Below are 26,167 nucleotides of genomic sequence, written 5' to 3' on the forward strand. Positions count from 1 at the left end.
AGGGGCAAACAAATGAGCCAAGAAGAAAAGTTACCGAAGATTTTGATCGTAGAAGATGACGAACGCTTAGCACGTTTAACACAAGAGTATTTGATTCGTAACGGTTTAGAAGTTGGAGTCGAAACTGATGGTAACCGTGCCATTCGTCGCATTATCAGCGAGCAACCAGATCTTGTTGTACTGGATGTGATGTTACCAGGTGCAGATGGTCTAACCGTTTGTCGTGAAGTACGTCCGCATTACCATCAACCAATTTTGATGTTGACTGCACGTACTGAAGATATGGATCAGGTTCTTGGCTTAGAAATGGGTGCAGACGACTATGTTGCGAAGCCTGTTCAGCCGCGTGTTTTATTGGCACGTATCCGTGCTTTATTACGTCGCACTGACAAAACAGTGGAAGACGAAGTAGCACAACGTATCGAGTTTGATGACTTGGTGATTGATAATGGTGGTCGTTCAGTGACTTTAAATGGTGAATTGGTCGATTTCACTAGCGCTGAATATGACTTGTTATGGTTATTGGCATCGAATGCAGGTCGTATCCTGTCTCGTGAAGATATTTTTGAGCGTTTACGCGGTATCGAATACGATGGACAAGACCGTTCGATCGACGTACGTATTTCACGTATCCGTCCAAAAATTGGTGATGATCCAGAAAATCCAAAACGTATCAAAACAGTGCGTAGTAAGGGTTATTTATTCGTTAAAGAAACCAACGGACTCTAAAGTCTCTAAAGCCTCCTTTTTAAAGGGGGCTTTTCCCTTGATAGAGGGCCTGTGCAGTATGGCTGTTCAGGAGAGATTTTAACTAGCTTGGAATTATTTACCCTATGGTAAGTCGAGTACTGAAAAACAGCATATTCTTGCGTATCTATGCTGGTTTGGTGGTTTTGGTTGTTGTGGTTGCAGCATTTTGTTATTTGCTGGTGCAGATCATTAACTATCAACGGGCGCAAGAATATCGTGAATCTCTTACTGATGGCATTTCTTATGTCATTAGTGAAGGGGTGTCTCGTCAGCCAGAAAAGCAACAAAAGTTAGATTGGATTTCCGATGCATCTGATTTGCTGGAATTGCCGATCTACTATGTAGATGCGGAACGGGTAGAATTATCCCGTACCGAGAAAAAGCGCATTGCTGAGCAAAAATCAGTGGTTCGTTATGATGCCAATAATGGCATTGGTTATATTATTATCGGTCTAAAAGACGACCCTAAGCATTTCCTCTATATCAAAGTCGATAAAATTGGCGAACGCCAAATGAAAGCGCTTCCGATTTTTGTGCTGGATTATTTGATTTTTTATCCGGGGCAGGAGCGTGAATACTTAGATAAAATTAAAAAGCATTTCTATTATCCGATTGAAATTTCAGATATTAAAAATATCAATTTAGATTCAGAGCAAATTGGTCGTTTGCGTCAAGACCAAAGTGTGTTGCTGTATAAGGATAGTGCAACTGTACGTGGTACCACCATTTCGATTGTTTCTCCAATGCCTAACCACCCTGCACAAGTGCTGATTTTAGGTCCTGTTCCAATGTTTAATTGGATGCCGTTCCAGCTTTCAGCGGGGATTACCTTATTTAGCTTATTCTTGTTGAGCTTGGGTGTTTATGGTCTGATCTTACCGTTAGAGCGTAAAATTCGTCAGGTACGTTATGCTTTGAATAAGATGAAGTCAGGTGATTTGTCATTACGTGTGCCAATTGAAGGTACTGATGAAATGGCAAACTTGGCATCCAGTTATAACAATATGTCGGATCATATTCAGCGGTTGATTGAAGCACAGCGTGAATTAATGCGTGCGGTATCGCATGAGCTGAGAACACCTGTCGCGCGAATCCGTTTTGGTATGGAAATGCTGGCTGAAGAGGATGATTATAATTACCGAATTCAGCAAGTGGATATGATTGATAAAGATATCGAAGCACTCAATACCCTGATTGATGAGATCATGACCTATGCCAAGCTGGAGCAAGGTACACCATCTTTAGATTTCGAAGACATTGTCTTGGTTGAGGTGCTTGACCAAGTGGCAATGGAAACGGAAGCTTTGAAGACACAAAAAGAAATTGAGTTGATTGCTCCACCATTGGCTTTGAAAGTGGATGCTGAGCGTCGTTATTTACATCGTGTGGTACAGAACCTTGTGGGTAATGCGGTTCGTTATTGTGATAATAAAGTTCGTATCAGCGGTGGTATTCGTGCTGATGGTAATGCCTATGTTTGTGTCGAAGATGATGGGCCGGGGATTCCTGAACAAGAACGTAGTCGTATTTTTGAGGCTTTTGCCCGTTTAGATGACAGTCGTACTCGTGCTTCGGGTGGTTATGGTTTAGGTCTGTCGATTGTGAGTCGTATTGCCTATTGGTTTGGTGGAACGATTCAAGTCGATCAGAGTCCAAACTTGGGTGGTGCGCGGTTTATCATGACGTGGCCTGCCAAACGTTATAAACAAGTGATGAAAAAATAACGAAAGAGTAAAAAGGAATGATGTATCTCATTCCTTTTTTATGTGCAGCTATAAAAAAGCCAAAGCAAGATACTTTGGCTAAGTTAGGCCTTTCGGTGACCTCGGGTGATCACGGTCTATTCGTGAAGGGATGGATCTGGTTCAATTAGTGGTTTCCCTGAGCGAAGACCTTGTAACGCATCTGCATTAAAATCAATGAGCAGCGCATTATTTTTAATATCGATTTTATAGCCTTTGATCAGGGCTTGATCTCCATTTAAGGTTTCGACTTTATAGCTATCTGCAATATTGAGAATACTTTCTAAATTGGTGGTTGTGGCGGCAAAATCCTCTCTAAATACTTCGTATATATCTCTTAAATCAAAAATTGCATTATCAGCATCTGGATGTTTTCGAACATAACTTTCTATATGACGCATCAGCAGTTGTGAAAAAAAGAAATAATCCGAAGCGTGTGTGTATTCTAGATGCATATTTTTCTCCTTTTGTGCTCATTCTAGAATACTCATCTATTGTGTTCGCTGTGTATAAAGATAATTAAAGTATTTAGCTGAATTGCAACATATTATGTCGAAATGACAACTTGGTTTCGACCTTGCCGTTTGGCTAGGTAAAGGGCATCATCGGCTTGTTTAAATAATTGCTCAATTGAATGTTGGTTTTCAGGAATACAAATACAAATACCAATACTCATTTGAATCGAGAAGCTTTGTTGTATTTCATATTCAATTGGGGTTTGGCTGATCTGTAGGCGGATTTTTTCAGCACAAAGATAGGCGGCATCCGCATCGGTGTCGGTCATGAAAATGGCAAACTCTTCGCCACCTAAGCGTCCCAATAAGTCTTGAGGTTTGAGTAAGGTTTGAATGGTTTGTACACAGCTTTGTAAGGCACGATCACCCATTTGATGCCCATAGTTATCATTGACCTGCTTAAAGTGATCAATGTCGAGCATGAGGAAAGCGGTGGTGTGACCAGAGTAGGTGGCCTGTTGTTGCAGCAGTTGCACCGATTGCAAAAATTGACGTCGGGTTAAACTTGATGTGAGTTCATCATGCGCAATGGTATGTTGCAATTCTTGGATCAGCTTGGATCTCACCATATTAATGCTAGACACCGTGAGTGGGGCAATGGTCATCATAATCAGTCCAAGGCGGATCGAGATGGCGTTGTTTAAAAATTGTTCTGGGTAAAGTAATAGATAATTTTGCGAGACATGATAGATCACAAAAGCACAACTGATCGAGGTAATGATAGCCACTGAAAAATGGCGATAGCTCAATGCACACCAGATCAAGGCAGCAATCGGGTAGAGCAATGACCCTGGGCCCGCATCATAGTAGCCAATTGCAATTGAGAAAATAACCGCAAATAGCGGTAAACTTTGTTGAACTGTCTGTGTTTTAAATTCTTTTAGTTGCTGTTTAAACTCGCTCCAAAGTGGTGCGCTGATGATGGCGGGAAGTAGCAACAATGCATTTTGAATTTCAGCGGTAAACCAGTAGCCGAAATCAATCCAAAATGAACCTAAGGCAAATTTAGTGTTGAATAATGGCAGGGTAATGGCTGCAAAAAACGAACTGGCCAAACCGCCAATACAGCAAAAACTAAATAGAAATAAATAAAAATAACCATGATGCATTGAACGGATAAATGCATTAAATTTGATATACAAGGTCAATGTCGTGATGACATACAGTAGGTTTGCAGAGGTGAGACAAATATTGAGTAAAAAAGGCGTATCTTGTGAGGTGTCGGCTACTAGATAACCTACGATTGCTCCAATAAAACTGATTGGATGGCGTGTTTGCGGAAAACGAATCAGTAAACCAAGTAGAACTGAGTTGGCTGGCCAAAAAGAGGCTAGAAAGGTGAGATGTCTAGTTGCGATACCGAGTAGGCAGCACAATAGAATTACCCCACTAAAGAGTAAAAATAATTGTAACAGTGAGCGTGGTTTTAATGCTGCATAGGCTTGGGGCATTCTGACGCGGTTCTATGGGGGAGATAAGGTCGCGCTATTATATAAATTCTGTTTAAATTTTCATCATAAATTTGTATCAATGCAATGATTTAGTTCGTGCTGCAATATATTGGGGCGAACCACTAAAAATTTAGTTTTTTTCATAATGTAGAAAAAGAAAAAAATGATCAATATGCTGTTCTTGATTAGATAATTCGATTTTTAGGGGTGAATTAACCATGATCTTGGATATATCGGTAAATTTAAGGACAAAATCATCCGAAAGACTAAAGCGCTTCAACTAGCATGAGAAATTAGAAATCAGGTACAATTGGCGGGATTAATTTTGTGTTTGGTGTATTTGAAGGCCAATACATACATTCTTTGTTAAAAATAGGCCTGCCAGGAGTTATCCCCGCATGAGTGCCATTACTCCATACGAATGGGCAATAATTGCCTTCGTGATCGGCGTTACATTTCTTTGCGTTTTTATGCTGACAGTTCCCTTACTCCTAGGGGGTAAAGCATGGGGACGTGCAAAGCAAGAGCAGTTTGAATCAGGTGTAGTTGGTGCGGGCGGTGCTCGTATCCGCTTGTCAGCCAAGTTCTATTTAGTTGCAATTTTCTTTGTGGTTTTCGATCTAGAAGCCCTCTATCTCTACGCTTGGGCAACTTCAGTTCGTGAAGTTGGTTGGGTTGGTTTTGCAACTGCTGCCGTCTTTATTTTAGTTTTATTAATCGGTTTGATTTATGAACTTTCTACAGGTGCGCTCAACTGGGCTCCTTCAGATCGTCGTAAAGCGGCTGGAATTAAAACCAAAATTGGTTCGCCAAATATGAACATTGCTGACATTACGCGATTCAATAACATTGAAGAGTTAGTCGTCGATCCTACTGGTCATATTCCAGCACAGTCTTCTGGTCGTGTTAAATCAAAAACACCGACTACATCATCATTTGAACAGGAGTAAGTCGGGATGAAATATACTTTAACCCGTGCGAATCCGGATGCAGATCAATATCCACTACAAGATCGTCAAATTGTTACTGATCCACTTGAAGAAGAAGTGAATAAAAGCGTAATGATGACGCGTCTTGAAGATGTGTTGCATACAGCGGTGAACTGGGGGCGTAAAAACTCTTTGTGGCCATTTAACTTTGGTACTTCATGCTGCTACGTTGAATATGCAACAACATTAACTGGCGTACATGACTTATCTCGTTTTGGTGCTGAGGTTATTCGTGCTTCACCACGTCAAGCGGACTTGATGATTGTTGCTGGGACTTGCTTTGTCAAAATGGCACCTGTAATTCAACGTTTGTATGAACAAATGCTTGAGCCTAAATGGGTGATCTCAATGGGTGCTTGTGCAAACTCAGGTGGTATGTACGACATCTATTCAGTAGTTCAAGGTGTAGATAAAATTATTCCTGTTGATGTGTACATCCCAGGTTGTCCACCTCGCCCAGAAGCATTAATCCAAGCATTGATGTTACTTCAAGACCAAATTCAACTAGAGCGCCGTCCACTTTCAGCGGTTATTGGTGATGATCTTCAGCCTGTGTATAAGCCAAAGATGATGCCAGAACGTGACCGTAAAAATGCTGAACGTATTGCGGTGAAAAACTTACGCTCTATGGATGATATTAAATAATTTTGACGATGAGTTTTTGACATGTCCCGTGATGGGTATGGTCATCGGAAAAATTGCCAGAATTTGTATTAAATAGGAAGCCAAGCCAATGGCTGAAACTGACATTGCTATGCCAGAATCAACACCAGTTGATTCCCGCCCTGCATTTGCAATTGTAGAAGAGCTCAAAACCAAATTTGGTGAGAACTTCTACGTGCAGACGACTTTTGAAGAGTTTCCAACAGTCTGGGTTGAGCGCGCACGCGTGCAAGAAGTCCTCATGTTCCTCCGTAAAGTGGAACGTCCTTATGTGATGTTGTTTGACTTGTCAGCGGTAGATGAGCGTTTACGTGTTCACCGTGATGGTTTGCCAGCATCTGACTTCACTGTGTTCTATCACTTGTTATCGCTTGAGCGTAATAGTGATATTCGTATTAAAGTTGCGTTGAATGAAAATGATTTAAGCATTCCAACTGCAACCAACATTTGGCCAAATGCCAACTGGTACGAGCGTGAAGCTTACGATATGTTTGGTATCGATTTCGCAGGGCATCCAATGCTCCGTCGTATCTTGTTGCCAACCTATTGGGAAGGTCACCCATTACGTAAAGAATATTCAGCGCGTGCGACAGAATATACCCCGTATATGCAAGACCAAGCAAAGCAAGATTTCGAACAAGAACACTTACGCTTTGTACCAGAAGACTGGGGTCTAAAACGCGGTAATGACGACGAAGACTTCATGTTCCTGAACTTGGGTCCTAACCATCCATCTGCGCACGGTGCTTTCCGTGTGGTGTTACAGTTGGACGGTGAAGAAGTGAAAGACTGTGTACCTGATATCGGTTATCACCACCGTGGTGTGGAAAAGATGGCTGAACGTCAAACATGGCATTCATTCATCCCTTATACGGATCGTGTTGACTACCTCGGTGGTTGTGCGCAAAACATGCCATATGTGATGGCTGTTGAGCAGCTTGCTGGTATTAAAGTACCTGAGCGTGCGCAAGTCATTCGTGTGATGTTGAACGAATTATTCCGTATCAATAACCACTTGTTGTTCTGTGGTACAGCGATTCAGGATGCGGGTGGTATGACCCCTGTATTCTATATGTTCGCAGACCGTCAAAAAGTCTATGACATCGTTGAGGCGATTACGGGTTACCGTATGCACCCAGCATGGTTCCGTATCGGTGGTACGGCACATGACCTTCCAAATAACTGGCAAAAACTTGTTAAAGAGTTGCTAGAGTGGATGCCGAAACGTTTGAACGAGTACTACACTGCTGCACTTAAAAACTCAGTATTTATTGGTCGTACCCGCAATGTTGCGCAATACGATGCTAAATCTGCGTTGGCTTGGGGTGTAACGGGTACTGGTTTACGTGCGACGGGTATTGATTTTGATGTTCGTAAATATCGTCCATACAGTGGTTATGAAAACTTTGACTTTGATATTCCTGTGGAATACGAAGGCGACGCATATGCACGTGTCTTGGTTCACTTCCGTGAAATCACGGAGTCGTTGAAAATCATTCAACAGTGCTTGGACAACATGCCATCTGGTCCATATAAAGCGGATCATCCATTGGCTGTTCCACCACCGAAAGATAAGACATTACAAGATATTGAAACCTTGATTACGCACTTCTTGAGCGTATCTTGGGGTCCAGTAATGCCTGCTGGTGAGTCATCATTTATGACGGAAGTGGTGAAAGGCGCGAGTACTTATTATTTGACTTCAGACAAGTCAACCATGAGTTACCGTACCCGTATTCGTACACCGACATTCACTCACTTACAGCAAATGCCTTCAGTGATTAACGGCAGTTTGGTTTCTGACTTGATCATTTATTTGGCGACCATTGACGTGGTTATGGCTGACGTGGATCGCTAGGGGTAAACGATTATGATGATTTTGACTGATAAAAAACCTCGTGTGAATGTTGAAGGGATTTTGACTGCTGAAGAAATCCATGAAATTGAACATCACATTGGTCACTATCCGTACCCACGTGCAGCATCGCTTGATGCGTTGAAGTGTGTACAAGGCCGCAATGGTTGGGTAGATGATGCGCAAATGAATGCAATTGCACAATTGCTGACGATAAGTGTGGCGGATTTAGAAGGCGTAGCGACGTTCTATAACCGAATCTATCGCCAACCTGTGGGTCGTCACGTGATTTTATTATGTGACTCAATTGCGTGCTTCTTGATGGGTTCAGAAACTTTAGCTGAAGCATTTCAGCGTGAGTTGGGTATCCAGTACGGACAAACCACAGCAGATGGTCGTTTTACCTTGCTCCCAATTTGCTGCTTAGGCAACTGTGATAAAGGTCCAACTTTAATGATTGATGAAGATACTCACGGTTTAGTGGAAGTGTCATCAGTCAAACAGTTATTGGAGAAGTATGTATGAATACTGAACCAAAACCAATTTATGGCGACGGTAACCCAGAAACGCATCCATTAACTTGGCGTTTGAGCAAGCAAGAGCACGTCCGTGCTGCTGATGATTACGAAGCGCTTGAAGGTTATGCTGGCTTTAAAAAAGCACTCGGTATGCCGCCAAAAGATGTGCTTGAAGTGATTAAAGCTGCGACGGTTAAAGGTCGTGGTGGTGCAGGCTTCCCAGCAGGGATCAAGTGGTCATTGATGGCACCAAATGATGGTGGTCCACGCTATTTGATCTGTAATGCCGATGAAATGGAACCAGGTACCTTTAAAGACCGTTTGTTGATGGAAAAACTTCCACATCAATTGATCGAAGGGATGCTGATTGCAGGTTATACCCTTGAAGCGACTCAGGGTTATATCTTCATCCGTGGCGAATATATCGAAGCGGCTCAATACTTAAATGAAGCATTAGAGCAAGTCCGTGCCAAAGGTTACTTGGGTGACAATATCCTTGGAACAGGTTGGAACTTTGAGTTGCACGTGCACACAGGTGCAGGTCGTTATATTTGTGGTGAAGAAACTGCATTGATTAACTCGCTTGAAGGTCGTCGTGCCAATCCGCGTACTAAGCCACCATTCCCGCAAGTTGCAGGGGCATGGGGTCGTCCAACGATTGTGAACAACGTTGAAACCTACAATAACTTGCCAGCGATCATGTTGCGTGGCCCAGAGTGGTACATCAATCTTTCTGCTGGTAAGTCGAAAGATCCGGGTACCAAGATCTATGGCGCATCAGGCAAAGTCAAATTCCCTGGTCTTTGGGAACTTCCATTCGGTACAACAGCGCGTGAAGTGATTGAAGAACATGCTGGTGGTATGCGTGATGGTCTCACTTTGAAAGCATGGTTGCCAGGTGGTGCTTCGACTGACTTTTTAGCAGCTGAGCACATTGATTTGCCAATGGATTCTGAAACAATCATGAAAGCGGGTTCACGTTTAGGAACCTGTTTGTTGATGGTTGTGGATGAAACTCAATGTATGGTTTCTGCTACACGTAATTTAGAAGAATTCTTTGCACGTGAATCATGTGGTTTCTGTACACCATGCCGTGATGGTTTACCTTGGGCAGTTAAAGCGCTTAAAGCACTGGAAGCAGGCGAAGGTAAGAAAGAAGATATCGATCATTTACAAGAGCTTACTCGTAAATTGTGGATTGGTAAAACTTTCTGTGCTCACGCACCAGGTGCGATGGAGCCGCTTATGGGCGCACTTAAATATTTCCGTAACGAGTTTGAAGCAAAGGTTAAAACCCATGCTCCTGCTCTAGACGTAGAACAAGCTTAAGGAATTCGACTATGGCTACAATTCATGTCGATGGAAAATCGTATGAAGTCAACGGCTCAGAAAACTTGCTACAAGCATGTCTTAGCCTTGGCATCGACATCCCGTATTTTTGTTGGCACCCATCCTTAGGTTCAGTTGGTTCTTGTCGTCAATGTGCGGTGACTCAGTATGCGAATCCTGAGGATACACGTGGGCGTTTGGTCATGTCATGTATGACACCAGCTGCCGACAATACTTTTATCTCGATTGAAGACAAAGAAGCAACGGATTTCCGTGCATCGATTGTTGAATTCTTGATGACGAATCACCCACACGACTGTCCAGTCTGTGAAGAAGGTGGTCACTGTCATTTACAAGATATGACTGTGATGACTCAGCACGATCGTCGTCGCTATCGCTTTACTAAACGTACTCACCACAACCAAGAGTTGGGTTCGTTTATTGCGCATGAGATGAACCGTTGTATCGCGTGCTATCGTTGTGTGCGTTATTACAAAGATTATGCTGGCGGCACTGACTTTGGTGTCTATGCCAATGCATCACGTGTTTACTTCGGTCGTCCAGAGTCAGGCACTTTAGAGTCTGAATTCTCAGGTAACTTGACTGAAGTTTGTCCAACAGGTGTATTCACGGATAAGACGCATTCAGCACGTTATAACCGTAAATGGGACATGCAATATGCGCCAAGCGTATGTTTCGGTTGCTCTTCAGGTTGTAACATCTCTCCGGGTGAGCGTTATGGCGAAATCCGTCGTGTTGAAAACCGTTTCAATGGTTCAGTGAATCAATACTTCCTTTGCGATAAAGGTCGTTTCGGTACAGGTTATGTGAATCGTGAAGATCGTCCACGTCAACCGCAGTTCCGTAATGGTGAAACTGTTGCAACTGTGAGTGTTGATCAGGCACTTGATCAAGTGATTGCTCAGCTTCAAGGCAAGAAGGTATTAGGGATTGGTTCTCCACGCGCGAGCTTGGAATCTAACTACGCACTTCGTGAATTGGTTGGACAAGACAACTACTCAACAGGTATGTCTCAGAAAGACCAAAACTTGGTTGAGTTAGCTGCATCAATCATGCAAACACAGGGTATTTACAACCCGAACATGCGTGAAATTGAAAGCTATGATGCGGTGTTGATCTTGGGTGAAGACTTGACTCAAACTGCGCCACGTATGGCTTTATCGGTTCGCCAAGCTGCGAAAAATAAAGCTAAAGAAATGGCTGCTGCAACACGTACACCAGACTGGCTGGCTGAACCTGTACAACGTATCGGTCAAGATGCAAAATCACCAATCTATATCCTTGCTGCAACACAAACGCGTTTAGCGGATGTTGCGACAGGTGAAGTGGTCGCATCTCCAAATGACATCGCACGTTTAGGTTTCGCAGTTGCTGCTGCTGTTAAAGGTGAAGCGCTTTCTGGTTTAGCGGATGATGCAAAAGCATTTGCGCAAACCATTGCAGATACTTTGAAAGCGGCGAAAAAGCCATTGATTATCTCTGGTACGAGCTTACAAGATTCTGCAATCATGGAAGCTGCAGCTCAAGTTGCACAAAACTTAGGTGAACATGCGGGCTTATCATTGACTGTTCCTGAAGTGAACTCAATGGGCTTGGCGCTGTTTGGTGGCTTAAGCTTAGAACAAGCCTTTGCACAAGATTATGATGCAGTGGTTGTGATTGAAAATGACTTAACTCGTCGTTTACCAGTTGCTCAAGTGAAAGCTGCATTTGACAAGGCTGAGACTGTGATCGTACTCGATCATAGCGAAACTGAAACCTTGAAACTTGCGGATATTGTACTTTCAGCAGCAAGTTTCGCTGAAGGTGACGGTACTGTCGTGAGCCAAGAAGGCCGTGCACAACGTTTCTATCAAGTGTATGACCCAAGCTACTACAAACCTGAATATGCGATCAAAGAATCATGGCGTTGGTTACATGCCATTGAGACTGGTCTCAAAGGCAAAGCAGTGGATTGGACATTGCTTGATGATGTGATTGATGACATCGTGAAAAATGTTCCTGTGCTTGCTGCAATTGAAGACGTTGCGCCAGATGCTGGCTATCGTATCCACGGTTTGAAAATTGCACGTGAACCACGTCGTTACTCAGGTCGTACTGCAATGCGTGCGCCGTTATCGATTCACGAACCTAAGCAACCGACGGATATCGACTCTGCATTAACATTCTCTATGGAAGGTTATGTGGGGAATCAGACAGCATCTTCATTGGTACCTTTCGCATGGTCTGCGGGGTGGAACTCACCACAAGCTTGGAACAAATACCAAGATGAAGTGGGTGGTCACTTAAAAGGTGGTGATTCGGGTGTACGTTTATTCGATCGTTTAGCAAAACGTCCTGCGCGTAGCTATGTTGCACCTTCAGCTGTTGTTGTGAATCCTGAAAGCTTCCGCCTTGTGCCAATGCACCATATTTTTGGTTCTGGCGAATTCACCATTAAAACACCTGCGATGGAATCTCGTATTCCTGAAGCAATGTTTGCAGTGGGTGAGCAAGATGCGACACGCTTAAATGTTCAAGACGGTCAACGTATTACAGTGAAAGCGGGTGAAACGAGTATTAGCTTGCCAGTACAAGTGATCGAATATTTACCAACAGGTTATATTGGTTACCCAATTGGTTTAGCACCAACTGTTTCATTGGCAGAGCCTGTTTCTGTGGCGGTAGGAGTGTAATTCATGAATCAAGAAATTATACGTCAAACGCCACTTTGGGCTGAGAACTGGCCAATCGCTTATTCAGTGATTCAGGCGATTGTGATCTTGCTGGTGGTGGTTTTAGTTGCTGCTTTGATGTCATTTATTGAGCGTCGTCTCTTGGCATTATGGCAAGACCGTTATGGTCCAAACCGTGTTGGTCCGGGTGGTATGTTCCAGATCGTTGCCGACATGCTCAAGATCATGTTCAAAGAAGACTGGACACCAAAGTTTGCTGATAAGCTGACTTTCCGTTTAGCACCAGCAGTTGCGATGGCAACTGCGGTACTTTCGTTTATGGTGATTCCTGTAAGTCCTACACTGGGCGTTGCGGATATGAGTATCGGCCTATTGTTCTTTATGGCAATGGCAGGTATTGCAGTTTATGCAGTGTTATTTGGTGGTTGGGCATCTAACAACAAATACTCATTACTCGGTGGTCTTCGTTCTGCTGCTCAAACCATTTCTTATGAAGTGTTCTTGGGTATCTCGTTGATGGGTGTGGTTGCGATTGCAGGTTCATTCAACCTTCGTGAGATTGTTGAAGCACAACGTGATATGTGGTTCATCATTCCTCAGTTCTTAGGTTTCTTGATCTTTGTGGTTGCGGGTGTTGCGGTAACTCACCGTCACCCATTCGACCAACCAGAAGCTGAACAAGAATTGGCTGAAGGTTACCATGTTGAATATGGTGGTATGAAGTGGGGGATGTTCTTCGTTGCGGAATACGTCAACGTTGTTTTGATCTCTGCTTTGATCGTGACTTTATTCTTCGGCGGATGGCTTGCACCATTTAACTTAGAAATTCCATTTGTTCCACCATTATTCTGGTTCGTGATTAAAACAGCATTCTTTGTAATGATGTTTGTCTTGGCGCGTGGCTCGTTAATGCGTCCACGTTATGACCAAGTGATGAACTTTGGTTGGAAAGTTTGTTTGCCATTGGCGTTGGTCAACTTGTTAGTGACTGGTGCTGTGATTCTGATGAATCAGGCCTAGGACAGCAGGGAGTACAAAATGTATAAAATTCTAGCTGGCTTTGGATCGATTGTACGTTCGTTATGGATGGTGTTCAGCCATGTAACACGTAAACGTGACACGATCTTATATCCAGAAGTACCAGGTGAACAAATTGCGCCTCCACGCTATCGCGGTCGTATCGTATTAACGCGTGATCCAGATGGTGAAGAGCGTTGTGTGGCATGTAACCTTTGTGCGGTTGCATGTCCAGTGGGCTGTATTTCATTGCAAAAAGCGGAAAAAGAAGATGGGCGTTGGTATCCAGAATTTTTCCGTATTAACTTCTCACGCTGCATTTTCTGCGGTATGTGTGAAGAAGCATGTCCAACGACAGCGATTCAGATGACACCAGATTTCGAACTTGGTGAATATGTACGTCAAGACTTGGTATATGAGAAAGAAAACTTACTCATTTCTGGACCTGGTAAATATCCTGACTACAACTTCTATCGCGTAACAGGTATGGCTGTGAGCGGTAAAGAAAAAGGTCAAGCACAAAAAGAAAGTGCACCAGTAGATGTACGGAGCTTATTACCATGATGTGGCCATTTTATTTGATGGCACTTGTGGCCATTGTTTCGACAGTACGTGTTGTGACCAACACCAATCCTGTGCATGCATTACTTAGCTTGATCGTTTCTCTTCTTGCGGTTGCTGGCATTTTCATGATCGTGGGTGCGCCGTTTGCGGCTGCCCTTGAGATCATCGTTTATGCGGGTGCGATCATGGTCTTGTTCGTCTTCGTTGTCATGATGTTGAACCTTGGACAAGATACCATTGAACAAGAAAGCAAATGGTTGACTTCAGATGCTTGGGCTTTTCCTGCACTTATGAGCTTTTTATTGGGCTTAATCTTGGTGTGGATGCTCGGTGGTGAATACACCACGATTTCTGCGCCAATGGGGACAGAAGTTGTTGGTCCTAAAGCCGTTGGTCAAGCACTATTTACTCACTATCTATTATTGGTAGAAGTTGCCGCGATGTTATTGCTTGCAGCACTTGTTGCAGCATTCCACTTAGGCAAACGTGAACCAGGTGCAGAAGAGGATAAAGAATAATGGGACACATCCCTTTAGAACATGGTTTGATCGTTGCAACCATCCTTTTTGCACTGGGTTTTTACGGTGTAATGGTGCGACGCAACCTTTTATTTATGCTAATGAGCCTTGAGGTGATGATGAATGCTGCTGCGTTGGCATTCGTCTTGGCAGGTAGTGTTTGGGCTCAGCCAGATGGACAGATCATGTTCATTTTGATCCTGACGCTTGCTGCAGCAGAGGCATGTATTGGTCTTGCGATCGTCCTTCAGTTTTATCATCGCTTCCATCACTTGGATGTGGATGCTGCTAGTGAGATGCGCGGATGAGTACATTATATTTAACCGTTTTATTTCCGCTCATTGGTTTTATCCTTTTAGCGGCAGGGCGTGACAAACTTTCTGAAAATGTAGCTGCCATTATTGGCGTCGGTTCAGTGGGTTTATCTGCGTTATTTGCTTTAATTGCCGGTCTTGCATTTACCAGCAGTGGTCAAGCCGTTTTTGTTCAACACTTATGGACTTGGTTCAGTGTTGGCGGTTTTGAGCCAGGTATCAGCTTACATTTAGATGGCTTGTCATTATTGATGACAGGTATGGTCACAGGTGTTGGCTTCCTGATTCACATCTTCGCATCATGGTATATGCGTGGTGAAGAAGGTTATGCGCGTTTCTTCTCTTATTTCAACCTATTCGTTGCCAGCATGTTGTTGTTGGTATTGGGCGATAACTTGGCGTTATTGTTCTTAGGTTGGGAAGGCGTAGGTCTGTGCTCTTACTTATTGATTGGTTTCTACTACTCAAACCCTGCAAATGGTTGGGCGGCAATCAAAGCATTCACAGTAACACGTGTGGGTGACGTATTCTTACTCATCGCATTGTTCTTGCTTTATCAACAATTTGGTACTTTGAATATTCAGTACATTGTTGAAAATGCAGCGACGGTTATGACACAAAGCTCATCATTGTCGATCTGGACAGCATTGATGTTGTTCTTGGGTGCAGCGGGTAAATCAGCGCAAATTCCATTACAAACTTGGTTAGCTGATGCGATGGCTGGTCCTACGCCAGTATCTGCATTGATCCACGCTGCAACAATGGTTACAGCGGGTGTGTACTTATGCTGCCGTATGTTCTCTGTGATGGAAATGGCACCAGAAGTAATGCAGTTCATCTCGATTACAGGTGCTGTGACTTTGCTGGTTGCTGGCTTTGCCGCATTGGTGCAAACCGATATCAAACGTATCTTGGCTTACTCAACCATGAGTCAGCTCGGTTATATGTTTATGGCAGTGGGTGCTGAAGCATACCAAGCTGGTTTATTCCACATGTTGGCTCACGCATTCTTCAAAGCGTTATTGTTCCTTTCGTCAGGTGCAGTGATTCTTGCATGTCATCACGAACAAAACATTTTCAAAATGGGTGGATTACGTCACAAGATTCCATTCGTATTCTGGTGTTTTGTAATCGGTGGTGGCGCATTGGCAGCACTTCCAATCGTGACCGTTGGCTTTTTCTCTAAAGATGCGATCTTGGGTGCAGTCTATGCACAGTCTACAATTGCAAATCTTCCGCTTTACAATACGTTGTATTGGGTGGGTGTTGCGGGTGCATTCTTAACGTCTATCTATACTTTCCGTTTAATTTGGGTGGTATTCTTTGGCGAAGAAAAAACCCATGCACATGCGATTCATGGCGTCACTTACTGGGGTCCACTTGCGATTCTTGCTACGTTATCAACAGGTATCGGCTACTTCCTGCAAGCGCCAGTTGCAAAATTATTGACTGCGGCAAGCATTCCAAGTTTTGTTGTTCCTGAGAGCTTAGAAGCAGCTGTTGCACATGCTGAACATTTAGCAAGTGGTGTTGCCCTTGCTGGTTTAGCTGTGGGTATCTTCTTGTTTGCTTTTGCATACGGTGCAGTAAAAGCTTTTGCTCAAACATCTTTGGGTTCAGGTTTAGCGCACATTTGCCGTACAGCATTTGGTTTCGATGCTTTGTATGACATCGTATTTGTAAAACCTTATTTATTGATTGCGAAAATTTTAGGTCGTGATCCAGTTGACGGTTTATGGTTAGTACTCCCTGCAATTGTGAAGGGTGGTAATAGCTTTACAAGTTCGCGTCAAACAGGTTCATTACGTGAATACGCTTCAAGCATGTCACTCGGTGTAGTGGTGTTATTGATGATCTTGATCGTGATTCAGGTTGTGGGGAAATAAAATGGAAAACAATTTAATTTTACCCGCACTGATTTTAGTTCCTTTCATTGCTGGTTTTATTTGTTGGTTAGTCGATAAATACGACCAACATTTGCCGCGCTGGATTGCCTTGATTGGTATGTTGATTACCTTCGGTTTAGGCATTGCACTGTGGCAAAGTGGTACATTTAGCTACGAGTTGGGCGGTAAAGTCCCGACTTGGGCGGCTGAATTCCATCTTCCATGGATTCAGACTTTAGGCATTAGCATTCACTTAGCGGTGGATGGTTTATCTCTACTTATGGTGTTGTTGACTGCATTACTGGGTGTACTTGCAGTTGGCTGTTCATGGGGTGAGATTCAAAAGAACGTTGGTTTCTTCCATTTAAACTTACTTTGGAGTTTAGGTGGGGTCATCGGTGTATTCTTGGCGATTGACTTATTTTTGTTCTTCTTCTTCTGGGAGATGATGCTCGTACCAATCTACTTCTTGATTGCGTTATGGGGACACTCAGGGTCGAATGGTCGTTCGCGTGTTTATGCTGCAACTAAATTCTTCTTATATACTCAAATTGCTGGTTTGATCATGTTGATCGGTATCTTAGGCCTTGTGGTCTATGGATACATGATGACAGGTATGATCGGTTTCGATTACAACTATCTATTGGCTGTTGCGAACCACTTACCACCTGAAGTTGCTTATGCATTCATGCTGTGTTTCTTCATTGGTTTTGCGGTGAAGTTACCAGTATTCCCATTACACGGTTGGTTACCTGATGCACATGCTCAAGCACCAACAGCGGGTTCTGTGGATTTAGCGGGTATCTTGATTAAAACAGCTGCGTACGGTTTGCTTCGTTTCGTAATTCCATTCTTCCCGGCTGCATCAGCACAATTTGCTGATATCGCTATTATTTTGGGTCTGATTGGTATTTTCTACGGTGCATTCTTAGCGTACCAACAAACAGATATGAAACGCTTACTTGCGTACACGTCTATTTCACACATGGGTTTCATCTTACTTGCAATTTATGCAGGTAATATCCTGACCTTCCAAGGCCTCATGATCATGATGTTGGCACATGGCTTGTCATCTGCTGCATTGTTCATTATGTCGGGTCAAGTGTATGAGCGTTTACACACACGTGATTTACGCTTGATGGGTGGTCTTCGTGGTCAGCTGCAATACTTGCCATTCTTCTTGATGTTCTTTGTTGCAGCATTGGTTGGTGTACCAGGTCTAGGTAACTTTATTGGTGAATTCCTGATCTTGATGGGTTCATTCAAAGCTTATCCAGCGTTCACCATCATTGCAGCAGTGAGCTTGGTATTTGCCGGTCTTTATGGTCTGATTCTGATTCACAAAGCATTATTTGGTGAACCAAACTCAGAGCAAAAACAGCACTATACCAGTCCGCTTAAAGATCTATCTGCACGTGAAGTCACTATTTTGATGATCTGTGCGATCGGTTTGGTTTGGTTAGGTATTTACCCGCAAACATTCTTGGATATGTCTCATTCAAGCATGCAATGGTTAGTAAATAGTTATATGCCAGTACAAGAAGTTGTCGAAACTGTTCAACAGGCTGCAACTCAACTTGAACATGTGGAGATGCAATAAATCATGAACTTCACAATTTCTTTTTCTGAGCTAATGCCACTTGCTCCTGTGATGATTGTGGCTTTGACCGCAATCGTCGTGATGTTATTAACTGCGATTAAGCGTAATCACAATCTGATTGCAACAACTTCGGTTGTGGGTTTAAACCTTGCTGCAATTTATATTGGATACACCATGTTTAGTGGGCACTTTGCACCAGTAAACGTGATGGGCATGTTCATGGTTGATCCATTTACCATGCTCTATCAATTCCTGATTCTAATTGCCGCTTTAGCGTGCTGTACTTTATCTCATGCTTATATTGAGACCTATAAGGACAACCGCGAAGAGTTGTATATCTTGTTACTGTGTTCAGTGACAGGTGCAATGTTGTTGGTTTCAAGCTCACACTATGCAGCATTCTTCATCAGCCTAGAGTTGATGTCGATTCCTGTATACGGCATGTTGGCATATACCTATCAACGTAGTCAGTCTTTGGAAGCGGGGATTAAATACCTTGTACTTTCAGCGACTGCTTCTGCAATGTTGCTCATGGGTATGGCGTATATCTATGCATATACAGGTTCATTGTCGTTCTATGACTCTGTTCAGGCATTGTTTACTGCAATCAAACAACCAATGGTGTTATTGGGCTTAGGTTTAATTATCTTTGCTGTTGCATTCAAACTTTCACTTGCACCATTCCATAAATGGACGCCAGATGTATATGCAGGTGCACCAGCACCTATGGCAACCTTCTTGGCAACGGCTGCGAAAGTTGCGACGATTGGTTTATTTGTACGTTACTTACTGACTTCTGGTGCAATCTTGGTTGAATCATTAGTGACAGTCATTACCATCATTGCGGTATTGTCGATCGTGGTGGGTAACCTACTTGCAGTTCGTCAAGTCAACTTGAAACGTATCTTGGGTTATTCATCGATTGCACACTTCGGTTATTTGTTGATTGCTTTAATCAGCATGACTTATGCAAGTCTTGGTAGTGTGACTGTTTATGTAATTACCTATGTATTGACCACAATCGGTGCATTTGGTGCGGTTGCATTAATGTCGAGCCCATATAACAACGTCGATGAAGCACAAAGCCTTGCAGACTACCGTGGTTTGTTCTGGCGCCGTCCGATCTTGACTGCAACTTTAACCGTGATGATGTTGTCTTTAGCAGGTATTCCATTAACAGCGGGCTTCATTGGTAAGTTCTTGGTGGTGATGGCTGCGGTGACAACGCAACACTGGTTCTTGGCTGCAATGATCGTGGTGGGTAGTGGCATCGGCTTGTACTACTACTTACGTGTGATGGTAGTGATGTATATGACTCCACCAGATGTACCACGTATTGATGCTGATGCCCATTGGGGAAGTAAGGTCGGTGGTCTTATGGTCCTTGCTGCTGCGTTATTGGTATTGGTGATGGGTGTTTATCCAGATCCAATGATTAACTTGGCATTGAAGGCAGAGATCCTTTCTCCATTGCACTTTATGTTGTCTCAACAACAGTAATCGTCGGATTTGTACAAAAAAGCCTCCAAAGTTGGAGGCTTTTTTATTGATGAGTAAAAAAACACTTTATAATGGAGTGAGATTAATATTACCTAGGTACTCATTCGTGTCGATTCAAGAAATCCGTCATCCGCTTATTCGCCATAAACTTGGTTTATTACGTCGTTCAGATATTAGTACCAAGAACTTCCGTGAATTAGCGCAAGAAGTCACGATGTTACTGACTTATGAAGCAACAAAGGATCTTCCTGTTGTTGATCATGAAATTGATGGGTGGGCAGGGAAAGTCTCAACTCAGCGTATCGCAGGGAAGAAAATCACAATTGTTCCGATCTTGCGTGCTGGTATTGGTATGCTTGAGGGCGTTCTTAGCCTGATTCCAAGCGCGAAAGTGAGTGTCTTAGGTTTAGAGCGTGATGAAGCAACTTTAGAAGTGCGCACCTACTATAAAAAGTTGGTTCCTGATGTTGCCAATCGCTTAGCCATGATTATTGATCCAATGCTTGCAACAGGTAATTCTTTAATTGCTGCAATTGATGTATTGAAAGCAAGTGGCTGTAAAGATATTCGTGTCATGGTCTTGGTTGCTGCGCCAGAAGGTGTTGCGAAAGTAGAAGCTGCACATCCTGATGTGCTGATCTATACCGCATCGATTGACCAAGGTCTGAATGAAGAAGGTTATATTGTTCCTGGTCTGGGTGATGCTGGCGACAAGATTTTTGGTAGTGTTCAAAAAGACTGATTTTTGAAACATTCATAAAAAGAGGCTTGATCTCATCCTGAAGCTGTTTTGGGGATAGATTGAAAGTCTCTTTTTTATTTTTATATACTGTGATGATCAGATTTGCAAAGTAGGATAAATGTCATGAAGCAAGAGTTCTATCAGGGAAAAATTAAACAATATAATCCAGACAAAGGTTTTGGCTTTATTGGGACCTCTGAAGGGGATGTGTTTTTTCATATTTCCGAGTATCCAGCTGGTGGCGAACCGAAAAGAAATGAAAAAGTGAAATTTGTGGTCGTTGAAAATGACGGAAAGTACAAAGCCACAAAAATAGAGCTTGTTGATCCAAATCCAGCGAAAACCAGAAAAACTAAAATAGCAACGCACAATAATTCGATTACAACCGAGTTGTTATCAAATTTCAGACGCTAATTTTTTGTGATGGCTTGATTTAAACTTGGTTTTAAATTTCAAGAGAGAAGAGGCTTTTAGCCTCTTTTTCTTTCTATAGGATCTAAATACGATCGCCTCTTCATTGCTTTATTGTGGCTAATCAACTGTTGAAGTAAGTCCGAGAGGCAAAAAGCATTTCATCGGTTATTAAGCTAAGAATAAATTATGTGAATTCTCATCATGAGATTTTTATATTTATTAAATAAATGGGTATTATTTTGTTAATGATTTTTATTATCATTTGTTGGTTTATCTTATATACTGTGGTCAAATTTTTATCGGGGTTTGATCACTTGAAAAAGAATATATTATTTTTATCTCTCATTGCTTTACCTATGTTTGCTGTTGCTGAAGACAATACCGTTTTACCAACGATTACGGTAAAAGCTGATCAACAAGAGAGTTATGCTGCTGGTAAGCTCAAGAAAAATTCAAATTTGGGTAGCTTAGGCAATAAATCTACTATTGATACCCCGTTTTCTGTTACGACTTATTCGGATAAGTTGATTCAAGATCAGCAAGCTGCAACTGTTTCAGAAGTATTAAGAAATGATCCAAGTATTCGTGAAACAACCAATGCTGGACATTTAAATGAAAATGTTCAGATTCGTGGTTTTAGCGTTGGATTTGAAGACTATAACCTAAATGGCCTGTTTGGAATGGCGCCGACTGGGCGTATTCCTACAGATATTCTTGAGTCAGTCACTTTATTAAAAGGTCCAAATGCTTTAGTTGCTGGGATGGCACCAGCAGGTAGTGTTGGTGGCGTTGTAATGGTTCAGACTAAACGTGCCAATCAAAATCTGACTCAAGTTTCAGCGAGCTATGAAGATGGGGGATACTACAAATCAGGTTTTGATGTATCCCGTCGCTTAGGCACAAATAATGAATTTGGTATCAGAGCGAGTGGCTCATATGGTACAGGGGAACATCTTATTGATGGAATGGATGATAGCAATGCAACTGGCGTACTTGCACTTGACTATACGACAGATAAATTAAAGTTAAATTTTGATGCATATACGATGCGAGATGATCGTGAAGGTGGTTCACCGGCAATGGTGTCAATGGGAACAATCAAACAAGTGATTGCAGCTCCTGATGGTAATAATAACTATTTTCCAAAAATTGAAGGAAAGCAGAATAGCCAATATGTGGGGCTATCTGGTGAATACAAGTTCAGCCCAGATTTAAAAGTGTTTGCAGGAGTTGGATATACTGAAAAAGAATATTCAGGCCATCTTTTTGGTACGCGAATGATTGTACAAAATGCTGAAACAGGTGCTGCAAAATCGCAATATTATCGAGTAGGGACTCAGGAACACAATGTTGCGGCAAACACTGGTCTTGAAGCGAAATTTGAAACAGGGAATATCAAACATACTGTTGGTATTCGAGCAGATTATTTAACTCGTAAATATTGGCAGCACGGTGCGGCAACAGTGTCGGCCTTTGATACTAATTTATATGATCCATTAAACACTGGAGCAATGCCAACCAGCTATCCTAAAATAGTACCTTACGGGGACAACAAGTATGTGAGTTATACATTGACTGACCAAGTTTCAATGTTGGATGATCGGTTACAGTTAATTTTAGGAGCGCGCTATCAAGATATTGATACCAAAAACTTATTCAGAAAAACTAATTACTCTGCAGATAAGGTTTCACCAAGTATAGGTATTGTTATTAAGCCTTTTGCTGAAAATCTTTCTTTTTACGCGAGTTATGTTGAAGGTTTATCTGAAGGTGTAACCGTTTCTGATATTACTTATCCAACTGCGAAAAATAAAGGTGAAACTTTAGCACCGTACCAGACTAAGCAATATGAAATTGGTGCGAAGCATCAAATGGGTTCTTGGTTAAATACTTTAGCGCTGTATCAAATTGAAAAACCAGAAGCTTATTTAGACAGTGCTACATCAATTGTTAAAGATGATGCTGAAACTCGTTCACGTGGGATCGAGTGGTCATTCTCAGGTAATATTACTGAGGATTTAAGCTTGCTTGGAAATCTGGCTTATATCGATGCTGAGTATATTAAGTCTGGAACCCCTGCTCTTGAGGGAAAAACAATTTATGGCATACCTGATTTCACTGCTGGTTTGGCCTTAGATTATAAGATTCCACAAATTGATGGCTTGAGTGTAAATACACGTGCGACCTATGTGAGTAAACAGTATTTAAATAACACAAATACTTTGGAATTACCTGATTACACTATTTTTGATTTAGGTGCTAAGTACAAAGCAAAAATTGGTGGTGTGGATACAACATTTAGGGCAAATATTGATAATGTTGCGGACAAAAAACATTGGGCCGGTGTATTTAATAATGACTATGCCATTATTGGTGCAGGTCGTACCTATAAATTGGGTGTGAGTTTCGATTTCTAAATGAAAATAAAAAACGCTTCCTAGTGGAAGCGTTTTTTATTGGAGTGAATTACACCTGACGTTCGCAAAATTGTAAAAAGGCTTTCAGTCCAGGCCCTTGATACTTTTGACGATGCACTAACATATAGAGCGGGCGGGTCAATTGCCAGAATGGGGTATCCAAGATGACCAGTTGGCCTTTTTCTTGTAGCGGTTCAATCGCTAGTCTAGAAACACAAGACATACCTAAACCACCCGCGACAATTTTTAAGATCGCTTCATTATGACCCAGTGTTAAACGGATATTGGCATCGGGTAAATCTTGCAAAATGGCATTATCAAACACTTCACGAGTGCCTGAGCCTTCCTCACGTAGAATCCACTCCACATCTAGAAAATCAGTTGGACTCACCGGGCGATTCAATTGTGCTAAGGGATGATCAGGCGCACAGCATACGGCTAGCTCATCATCACGCCAATGGATACATTGCAGTTGAGGTAAATGACAAGACCCTTCGATCAAGGCTAGATCTAATTGGAATTGATTGACTGCTTCAATCATTTGGCGGGTATTGCCCACTTGCAGTTGCAGATGTGCTTGTGGATGACGTTGTAAAAAGTCAGCCATCAAATCTGGCATTAAATAATCACTAATTGTAAGCGTTGCACCTAAGCGTAGGTCAATACTTTGGAGTTCCCCTTTAGCTGCTTGCTCAAACGATTCACAGCGACCTAAAATTTCCAAAGCTTGCGGGAGTAAGAAACGTCCCAAATCATTGAGTTGTAATCGTTTTCCTAAACGGTCAAACAGCGGTGCACCTAGTCCATCTTCTAAATCAGCTAAAGCCATACTTGCCGCACTTTGTGTGAGTCGGACAGCATCACTCGCTTTGGTAACAGTTCCTTCCTGAGCGACCGCCACGAAAACAGCCAACTGGCGTAATGTCATGCGCATGTTAAAAGCCTTAACGTATTGAGGATCTCATCGATTTAACAGATCCTAAGAGTATTCATGATTTATCTGATCATGCTAACATGAGCGCACTGTTTCGTGCCACGTTCTCATCATGTCAATTGAAAAATTTAGCGTAGAAAAGGTTTTATCTGTACACCGTTGGACTCATAATCTTTTTAGCTTCACCATGACTCGTCCAGCACACTTTAAATTTACCGCAGGGCAGTTTGCTCGTATTGGTTTAATGGTTGAAGGGGAACTGGTTGTTCGTGCTTATTCAGTTGTATCTTCACCCTTCGATGAAACTTTAGAATTCTTTTCAATTGTTGTGCCTGATGGTGCTTTTACTTCGAATCTGCAACACCTCAAAGTTGGTGATGAGTTGTATCTGGAAAAAATTTCCTATGGTTATTTAACGCTGGCACGTTATCAACAGCCATTACCGCAGGATTTATGGTTATTGGGAACAGGGACGGGACTTGCGCCGTTTTTATCGATGTTACAAGATTTTGAAACATGGAATAAATATCAGCAGATCAATCTGGTGTATAGCGTACGTACTGAATCTGAGTTGGCTTATGTCGAGCGTATCCAAGAGATTGCAGCCGTATTTGGCGAAGGGCATACGGGCTTTAAGTTCATTCCAATCATTACTCGTGATCCGAATGCAGCCCTGCATGATCGTTTGCCTGTTTTAATTGGCAATGGTGAATTAGAAAAAGCAGCAGGACTCTCTTTTAACCGAGACAGTAGTCATGTGATGCTATGTGGTAATCCACAAATGGTGGAAGATACCAAAGAAGCGCTGAAGCAACGTGGTTTAATTATGAATCGTCGTGGTGAAGGGAATATTGCCGTAGAGAATTATTGGTAGAAAAGTGATAAATGGATATGTCTTAATGTACAAACATATCCATAAATTCACGAATTTCTTGAATGGCGGTATCGACATCTGTGGTTAACCAAGTGGGTTCAAACAAGCCGATATAATGCTCTAGACGATCTTGTGGGACGACCAGACGGACAGGGCAATCCTCTTCGAGTAACCGCCAAGGTAGAATTGGAACTTCATTATCCAAAAATGGTTGTACATTGCGAATATCGACAATCATGGCATTGATACAATCAGGCAATGGCATTACCGAAAACTCTTCTGTACGACGACGAAAGTATTCTAAATCGCCCCATTTCAGAATATAGCTCGGCTTATTGAACTCAATAATTCCAATCAAATGTTCATCGCGTGTGTGATGTAAAAAACATTGATGAGTAACATCAGTGTCTAATTCAAGAGAAACGCTTTGTTGGCTATAGGACATAAAGCAGAACGGCTGAGAAATGAGTCGCGTATTATAGCTTATTTTTATCGTATTCTAAAACCGACTATATTTTAAACAAAAAATAAATAAAAAAAAGTAGAGTTATGCAACCAGTGCAACGATAGTCCGAAGCTTTTTCACACAATGCAACACTGGGTATTGCTAAGATAAAACTTGAAAAGTAAAAGGATGAGGGCTGCTATCATGCATGATTTTAGTAAGCCACAGCCTCATGTGGCTAGCAAAGAAGAAATAACCAAAAAGAGAAGATTACCCGTTTATATTCTGATTTTAGTGGGAATCTTCCTGATTGCATTACTTGTATATATGGTTGCTGATCATTCAGCCAATCCAACTGCTCAAGTGGTCATGTCACATACGCAGTCGGCCATTCTGAATGCTTAAGTAAGCATATCTTTAGACCAAAACCAATT

Annotated in this window: 24 protein-coding genes; 20 read left to right on the forward strand and 4 right to left on the reverse strand. The window is 42.3% G+C overall.

The window, feature by feature from the left end:
* The first annotated feature begins 12 nt into the window (after window positions 1-12).
* Both bfmR and bfmS read left to right on the forward strand, forming a co-directional pair.
* Complete coding sequence (gene bfmR, locus NDN11_RS03680) at window positions 13-729, forward strand: response regulator transcription factor BfmR (RefSeq protein WP_000076440.1); 717 nt, start codon at window positions 13-15, stop codon at window positions 727-729.
* A 104-nt stretch (window positions 730-833) separates the two neighbouring features.
* Complete coding sequence (bfmS, locus tag NDN11_RS03685) at window positions 834-2,474, forward strand: sensor histidine kinase BfmS (protein WP_216076265.1); 1,641 nt, start codon at window positions 834-836, stop codon at window positions 2,472-2,474.
* Window positions 2,475-2,590: 116 nt separating this feature from the next.
* Here bfmS and NDN11_RS03690 read toward each other — a convergent pair whose 3' ends face one another.
* Both NDN11_RS03690 and NDN11_RS03695 read right to left on the reverse strand, forming a co-directional pair.
* Window positions 2,591-2,947 (reverse strand): hypothetical protein, encoded by a 357-nt coding sequence (locus NDN11_RS03690; RefSeq protein WP_167247917.1) that lies wholly within the window; start codon window positions 2,945-2,947, stop codon window positions 2,591-2,593.
* A gap of 92 nt (window positions 2,948-3,039) precedes the next feature.
* Window positions 3,040-4,458 (reverse strand): GGDEF domain-containing protein, encoded by a 1,419-nt coding sequence (locus NDN11_RS03695; protein ID WP_167247918.1) that lies wholly within the window; start codon window positions 4,456-4,458, stop codon window positions 3,040-3,042.
* 398 nt (window positions 4,459-4,856) lie between these two features.
* Here NDN11_RS03695 and ndhC point away from each other — a divergent pair, with 398 nt between their 5' ends.
* From ndhC to NDN11_RS03775, 16 genes are all read left to right on the forward strand, one after another.
* Complete coding sequence (gene ndhC / locus NDN11_RS03700) at window positions 4,857-5,408, forward strand: NADH-quinone oxidoreductase subunit A (RefSeq protein WP_005292010.1); 552 nt, start codon at window positions 4,857-4,859, stop codon at window positions 5,406-5,408.
* Between the two features lie 6 nt (window positions 5,409-5,414).
* On the forward strand, window positions 5,415-6,092 hold the full coding sequence (locus NDN11_RS03705; RefSeq protein WP_004655450.1) for a NuoB/complex I 20 kDa subunit family protein: 678 nt from the start codon (window positions 5,415-5,417) through the stop codon (window positions 6,090-6,092).
* Window positions 6,093-6,180: 88 nt separating this feature from the next.
* Window positions 6,181-7,968 (forward strand): NADH-quinone oxidoreductase subunit C/D, encoded by a 1,788-nt coding sequence (nuoC, locus tag NDN11_RS03710; protein WP_004804769.1) that lies wholly within the window; start codon window positions 6,181-6,183, stop codon window positions 7,966-7,968.
* Between the two features lie 12 nt (window positions 7,969-7,980).
* Window positions 7,981-8,490 (forward strand): NADH-quinone oxidoreductase subunit NuoE, encoded by a 510-nt coding sequence (gene nuoE / locus NDN11_RS03715; RefSeq protein WP_005151248.1) that lies wholly within the window; start codon window positions 7,981-7,983, stop codon window positions 8,488-8,490.
* Window positions 8,487-9,812, forward strand: coding sequence for an NADH-quinone oxidoreductase subunit NuoF (nuoF, locus tag NDN11_RS03720; RefSeq protein WP_167247919.1), 1,326 nt, complete (start codon window positions 8,487-8,489; stop codon window positions 9,810-9,812). Before nuoE ends, nuoF begins: the two co-directional genes overlap by 4 nt.
* 11 nt (window positions 9,813-9,823) lie before the next feature.
* On the forward strand, window positions 9,824-12,508 hold the full coding sequence (gene nuoG, locus NDN11_RS03725) for an NADH-quinone oxidoreductase subunit NuoG (protein ID WP_251110807.1): 2,685 nt from the start codon (window positions 9,824-9,826) through the stop codon (window positions 12,506-12,508).
* Between the two features lie 3 nt (window positions 12,509-12,511).
* A complete protein-coding gene (gene nuoH, locus NDN11_RS03730) occupies window positions 12,512-13,528 on the forward strand; it encodes an NADH-quinone oxidoreductase subunit NuoH (protein WP_004804775.1) in 1,017 nt (338 codons plus the stop codon).
* An 18-nt stretch (window positions 13,529-13,546) separates the two neighbouring features.
* On the forward strand, window positions 13,547-14,089 hold the full coding sequence (gene nuoI / locus NDN11_RS03735; RefSeq protein WP_004655439.1) for an NADH-quinone oxidoreductase subunit NuoI: 543 nt from the start codon (window positions 13,547-13,549) through the stop codon (window positions 14,087-14,089).
* Entirely contained in the window at window positions 14,089-14,607 is a 519-nt protein-coding gene (nuoJ, locus tag NDN11_RS03740) for an NADH-quinone oxidoreductase subunit J (protein ID WP_171061079.1), read from the forward strand. The genes nuoI and nuoJ overlap by 1 nt, the downstream gene beginning before the upstream one ends.
* Window positions 14,607-14,915 carry an NADH-quinone oxidoreductase subunit NuoK gene (gene nuoK, locus NDN11_RS03745; RefSeq protein ID WP_004655436.1) on the forward strand — a complete coding sequence of 103 codons (309 nt, stop codon included), beginning with the start codon at window positions 14,607-14,609 and terminating at the stop codon, window positions 14,913-14,915. Before nuoJ ends, nuoK begins: the two co-directional genes overlap by 1 nt.
* The gene (gene nuoL, locus NDN11_RS03750) at window positions 14,912-16,807 is read left to right on the forward strand and encodes an NADH-quinone oxidoreductase subunit L (RefSeq protein ID WP_251110808.1); all 1,896 of its coding nucleotides are present in this window, start codon (window positions 14,912-14,914) and stop codon (window positions 16,805-16,807) included. Before nuoK ends, nuoL begins: the two co-directional genes overlap by 4 nt.
* 1 nt (window position 16,808) lies before the next feature.
* Window positions 16,809-18,407, forward strand: coding sequence for an NADH-quinone oxidoreductase subunit M (gene nuoM / locus NDN11_RS03755; RefSeq protein WP_251110809.1), 1,599 nt, complete (start codon window positions 16,809-16,811; stop codon window positions 18,405-18,407).
* Between the two features lie 3 nt (window positions 18,408-18,410).
* A complete protein-coding gene (gene nuoN, locus NDN11_RS03760; protein ID WP_004804782.1) occupies window positions 18,411-19,907 on the forward strand; it encodes an NADH-quinone oxidoreductase subunit NuoN in 1,497 nt (498 codons plus the stop codon).
* 106 nt (window positions 19,908-20,013) lie between these two features.
* Window positions 20,014-20,649, forward strand: a complete 636-nt coding sequence (upp, locus tag NDN11_RS03765; RefSeq protein ID WP_017402053.1) for a uracil phosphoribosyltransferase — start codon at window positions 20,014-20,016, stop codon at window positions 20,647-20,649.
* 123 nt (window positions 20,650-20,772) lie between these two features.
* Window positions 20,773-21,063, forward strand: a complete 291-nt coding sequence (locus NDN11_RS03770; RefSeq protein WP_005191262.1) for a cold shock domain-containing protein — start codon at window positions 20,773-20,775, stop codon at window positions 21,061-21,063.
* A 356-nt stretch (window positions 21,064-21,419) separates the two neighbouring features.
* Window positions 21,420-23,480 carry a TonB-dependent receptor gene (locus NDN11_RS03775; RefSeq protein ID WP_251111484.1) on the forward strand — a complete coding sequence of 687 codons (2,061 nt, stop codon included), beginning with the start codon at window positions 21,420-21,422 and terminating at the stop codon, window positions 23,478-23,480.
* A gap of 49 nt (window positions 23,481-23,529) precedes the next feature.
* Here NDN11_RS03775 and gigC read toward each other — a convergent pair whose 3' ends face one another.
* The gene (gene gigC / locus NDN11_RS03780; RefSeq protein ID WP_251110810.1) at window positions 23,530-24,414 is read right to left on the reverse strand and encodes a LysR family transcriptional regulator GigC; all 885 of its coding nucleotides are present in this window, start codon (window positions 24,412-24,414) and stop codon (window positions 23,530-23,532) included.
* A gap of 112 nt (window positions 24,415-24,526) precedes the next feature.
* On the opposite strand from gigC, the gene NDN11_RS03785 reads away from it, so the two are divergent.
* Complete coding sequence (locus NDN11_RS03785; RefSeq protein ID WP_167247923.1) at window positions 24,527-25,288, forward strand: ferredoxin--NADP reductase; 762 nt, start codon at window positions 24,527-24,529, stop codon at window positions 25,286-25,288.
* 22 nt (window positions 25,289-25,310) lie between these two features.
* Here the strand turns inward: NDN11_RS03785 and NDN11_RS03790 are convergent, their stop codons facing one another.
* Complete coding sequence (locus tag NDN11_RS03790) at window positions 25,311-25,733, reverse strand: hypothetical protein (protein WP_004804795.1); 423 nt, start codon at window positions 25,731-25,733, stop codon at window positions 25,311-25,313.
* A 204-nt stretch (window positions 25,734-25,937) separates the two neighbouring features.
* Between NDN11_RS03790 and NDN11_RS03795 the strand changes: the two genes are divergently transcribed.
* Window positions 25,938-26,138 carry a hypothetical protein gene (locus NDN11_RS03795; protein ID WP_251110811.1) on the forward strand — a complete coding sequence of 67 codons (201 nt, stop codon included), beginning with the start codon at window positions 25,938-25,940 and terminating at the stop codon, window positions 26,136-26,138.
* Window positions 26,139-26,167: the final 29 nt, after the last annotated feature.

Origin of the sequence: Acinetobacter sp. C26M (assembly GCF_023702675.1) — a bacterium.
Classification (GTDB): Bacteria; Pseudomonadota; Gammaproteobacteria; order Pseudomonadales; family Moraxellaceae; genus Acinetobacter.